Below are 3,289 nucleotides of genomic sequence, written 5' to 3' on the forward strand. Positions count from 1 at the left end.
GGCGGTGCGCAGGGTAGCGGGTTCAAGGGCTCGAAGGGGTCTCCCGGGGCCCTGCAGATGACGCGTGCTCAATTCGAGGCATTGCCTCCCAAGGAACGGGCCAAGGCGGCCACCACGGACGGGTTCGTGCTCGTCGACGCCTGATGCTCTCACGACCAAACATTGAGGTAAACCACCATGGCAAACACACTCACCGCGCTTGTGCCGGTGCTGTTCTCCGCAGCTCAGGAGGTCTCCGGCGAGCCGTTCGGGGTCATCCGGGCCATCAATGCGCAGTTCGATCACCGTGGCGTCGCCAAGGGCGACACGGTCACCGTGCCTGTGGCACCGACCCTCAGCGCGAGCGACTTCACTCCCGCGGCGTCGTCGACCGCCGGCGCTGATGCCACGGCCACCAGCGTGGGCGTCGCCATCACCGCCAGCAAGAAGGTCAGCTGGCACCTCACGGGCGAGCAGATCCGTAGTTTGGACAACGGCGGCAACTCGGCCGAATGGGCGCGGCAGCTCGTGGCGCAGGGCATGCGCACGCTGCGCAATGCCGCCGAGGCCGATGCCTGCGCCGCCATCAAGCAGGGCGCCTCGCGCGCCGTGGGCACGGCGGGCACGACCCCCTTCGGATCTGACATCAACTTGATCGCCGATGTGCGCAAGGCGATGGCCGACAACGGCGCACCGCTGGCCGACCTGCAGTTGTGCATCGACACCAGCGCCGGCGTGAACCTGCGCAAACTCGGCATCATCCAGCAGGCCTACCAGGCAGGCAACGATGCCGAGCGACGCAGCGGCGACCTGCTGCGCCAGTTCGGGTTCTCGATCACCGAATCCGCGGGCATCAGCACACACACCAAGGGCACTGGCGCATCCTACGTCACCAGTGGCGCTACGGCCCCCGGGGTGCGTGATGTCGCGCTCGTCACCGGCACCGGCACCGTGCTGGCCGGCGACGTGGTCACCTTCGCCGCGGACGCGGCGAACAAGTACGTGGTCAACACCGGTGTCACGGCCCCCGGCACCATCAGCCTGGGTCGCCCAGGCGCGCGGGCGACGATTGCCACGGCCAACGCGATGACCATCGGCAACAACTACCAGCCGAACATGGCGTTCGAGCGCAATGCGGTGGTCGGCATCCTGCGCCCGCCGATGATGCCGGTGAACCCGACGATGGAGCAGCTGACCATCTCCGACGACGCTGGCATGAGCTACCTGCTGGTGCAGATCGCCCAGTACGGGCAGCTGACGTGGGAGCTGCATCTGGCCTGGGGGTTCAAGGTCGTCCAGGGTGAACACGTCATGCTCGTGATGGGCTGATCAGGCGCGCACACCATGACGCTCGTCGACATGGTCAAGGGCGACCAGCGGCTGCAGGTGCACCCGAACTGCGTGGCCGCGCATGCCCGCCTCGGGTGGATGCCGGCGCCGAGCGACCGCCCTGCCGACTTGTCGACGGCGCAAACAGTGCGCACGACAAGAATCGATGCATCAAGGCGCCGCAGGGCGCAAAGCAAGGAGTGATTTCACATGGCCTACTTTCTGCCCGAGGGCTCGAAAATCTTCATCAGCACGGGCTTCGCGTCGGCGAAGACCGTGACCGGCATCACCAATGCCGACCCGGCTGTCGCAACGTCCGTTGCGCATGGCTATGTCGACAACGACGAACTGCTGCTGACCAGCGGCTGGGAGGATGCCGACTCATCCGTCTGGCGCGCCGACCAGCTGACGGCCGACACGTTCAGTCTGCTTGGCCTTGACGCCACAGACACGACCTGGTTTCCGGCCGGCAGTGGCGCTGGGACGGCGCAGAAGGTCACTGGCTGGCTCGAGCTGGCCCAGTGGCTGGATGTCCAGACCAGCGGCGGCGATGGCCGCCAGGTCACGGTGGAGCCCATCAGCAGGCGCAATGCGATCAGCATGCCGGCCGGCTTCAATCCGACCGAGGTGACGCTGACCTTCGGCCATGACATGTCGTCGGCATCCCAGATCGCGCTGACCGCCGCGTCACGAGGCTTGCAGAAGCGCGCGTTCAAGGCGTCCATCGCGGGCGGCATGACGGCTTATTTCTACGGCAACGTCTCGATGTCGGAGATGCCGCAGATCCAGCGCGGCCAGGTGCTCAAGGTGACCTGCAAGGTCAACGTCCTCGGTCGCTTCATCAGCTACTGATCGGGAACCCGGGATGAGTTTTCGGCTCAAGGTCGGCAAGACCATCGACACGGATGTCGAGTTCGATCTGCGCGAAGGCGACGCCTACAGCGCCCACAAGGTGGGCCTGGTGCTCAGGCGCTTCGACGCGACGCAGTTCGACGCGCTGATGCAGCGCGCGCGCGACGGCGCGGTCGACGATTTCGCCCTGCTGGGCGAGATGATCGTCGCATGGCGGCAAGACCTGGTGGTCGACGACGCCGACCAGCCTGTCGCGTACTCGGCCGAAGCGCTCGAGTGCCTGTGCGGCGTGCTCGGCGTGCGCCGGCTGCTGGCCGAGAAGGCCATCGCGGCGCAGCTCGAGGGCGTGCGCAGCGCGGCAGCCGACAAGCAGGGAAACTAGCCCGCCTCGGGCAGCTGCTGGCCCGGGGCGAACTCAGCGGCGAGGCAGTCGATGAGCGGCGCAACAGTGATCAGCAGCGACGACAGGCGGCTCGCGGTGACCTGCGCGGCGGCCTGGATCGCTGGCTGGCATCGGCTCCGGCGGCAACCAGGCGCGAGTTCTGGCTCTGGCCCGAACACGTGGACGCGCTCACGCTCTGGCAGGGCGTGCAGACCCAGTGGCGCATGGTCTCCGAGATCGGCGCCACGGGGCTGGAATACGAGGGCGTGCGCGCCAGTCCGGCGTTCCGCGCATTGCCGCGCGAGCAGCGCGAGAGCGTTTTCGCTGACCTGTGCGCCGTTGAGGCCGCTGCGTTACGCGCGTGGGGCGAGATGCGCGATGAGCGGCGGCGGGCTGCTGGGTAGCTACGCGCCAGGCGCGCGTCGCTGCTTGCGCATCCAGGCGAGCTGCCACGGCACTGCCGCGATCAGCGCGATCACCCCGGACCAGAACAGCCATCGCGGCGTCTGCCAGAACAGCCAGGCGAAAGCACCGGCCACGACGGTGAAGAAGACCGCGAGCCCGATCTTGAGCAGCAAGAACACGAAGCCCGTGAACGGTGCAAGAGGGTGGTTCATGCCGCGGGAGCGTAGCACGTGACTCAGCAGGTCGTCATCCATCTGGTGATCTCGGGCGATGCGCAGGTCGTCGCGCAGACCAACCGGGTTTCCTGATCATGTCGGGTTTGCTGAACGGCATTTTTTCGGC

6 protein-coding genes are annotated in these 3,289 nt (G+C 67.0%); 5 read left to right on the forward strand and 1 reads right to left on the reverse strand.

From position 1 onward, the window contains the following. Nucleotides 1-177: 177 nt before the first annotated feature. Genes CAPSK01_RS19805 through CAPSK01_RS24135 form a run of 5 tightly spaced genes read left to right on the forward strand, consistent with a single transcriptional unit; the run spans nt 178 to nt 2,946 of the window. Entirely contained in the window at nt 178-1,308 is a 1,131-nt protein-coding gene (locus CAPSK01_RS19805) for a hypothetical protein (RefSeq protein WP_034930869.1), read from the forward strand. 15 nt (nt 1,309-1,323) lie between these two features. Beyond that, complete coding sequence (locus CAPSK01_RS19810) at nt 1,324-1,512, forward strand: hypothetical protein (RefSeq protein WP_034930871.1); 189 nt, start codon at nt 1,324-1,326, stop codon at nt 1,510-1,512. 6 nt (nt 1,513-1,518) lie between these two features. After that, the gene (locus tag CAPSK01_RS24130; RefSeq protein ID WP_273704153.1) at nt 1,519-2,160 is read left to right on the forward strand and encodes a phage tail tube protein; all 642 of its coding nucleotides are present in this window, start codon (nt 1,519-1,521) and stop codon (nt 2,158-2,160) included. Nucleotides 2,161-2,173: 13 nt separating this feature from the next. Continuing rightward, on the forward strand, nt 2,174-2,542 hold the full coding sequence (locus CAPSK01_RS19820; protein ID WP_034930874.1) for a hypothetical protein: 369 nt from the start codon (nt 2,174-2,176) through the stop codon (nt 2,540-2,542). Next, nucleotides 2,443-2,946, forward strand: coding sequence for a DUF1799 domain-containing protein (locus CAPSK01_RS24135; protein WP_273704158.1), 504 nt, complete (start codon nt 2,443-2,445; stop codon nt 2,944-2,946). Before CAPSK01_RS19820 ends, CAPSK01_RS24135 begins: the two co-directional genes overlap by 100 nt. Here the strand turns inward: CAPSK01_RS24135 and CAPSK01_RS19835 are convergent, their stop codons facing one another. After that, a complete protein-coding gene (locus CAPSK01_RS19835) occupies nt 2,947-3,201 on the reverse strand; it encodes a hypothetical protein (RefSeq protein WP_034930883.1) in 255 nt (84 codons plus the stop codon). Nucleotides 3,202-3,289: the final 88 nt, after the last annotated feature.

The organism is Candidatus Accumulibacter vicinus (assembly GCF_000584955.1).
In the GTDB taxonomy this organism is placed as follows: domain Bacteria; phylum Pseudomonadota; class Gammaproteobacteria; order Burkholderiales; family Rhodocyclaceae; genus Accumulibacter; species Accumulibacter vicinus.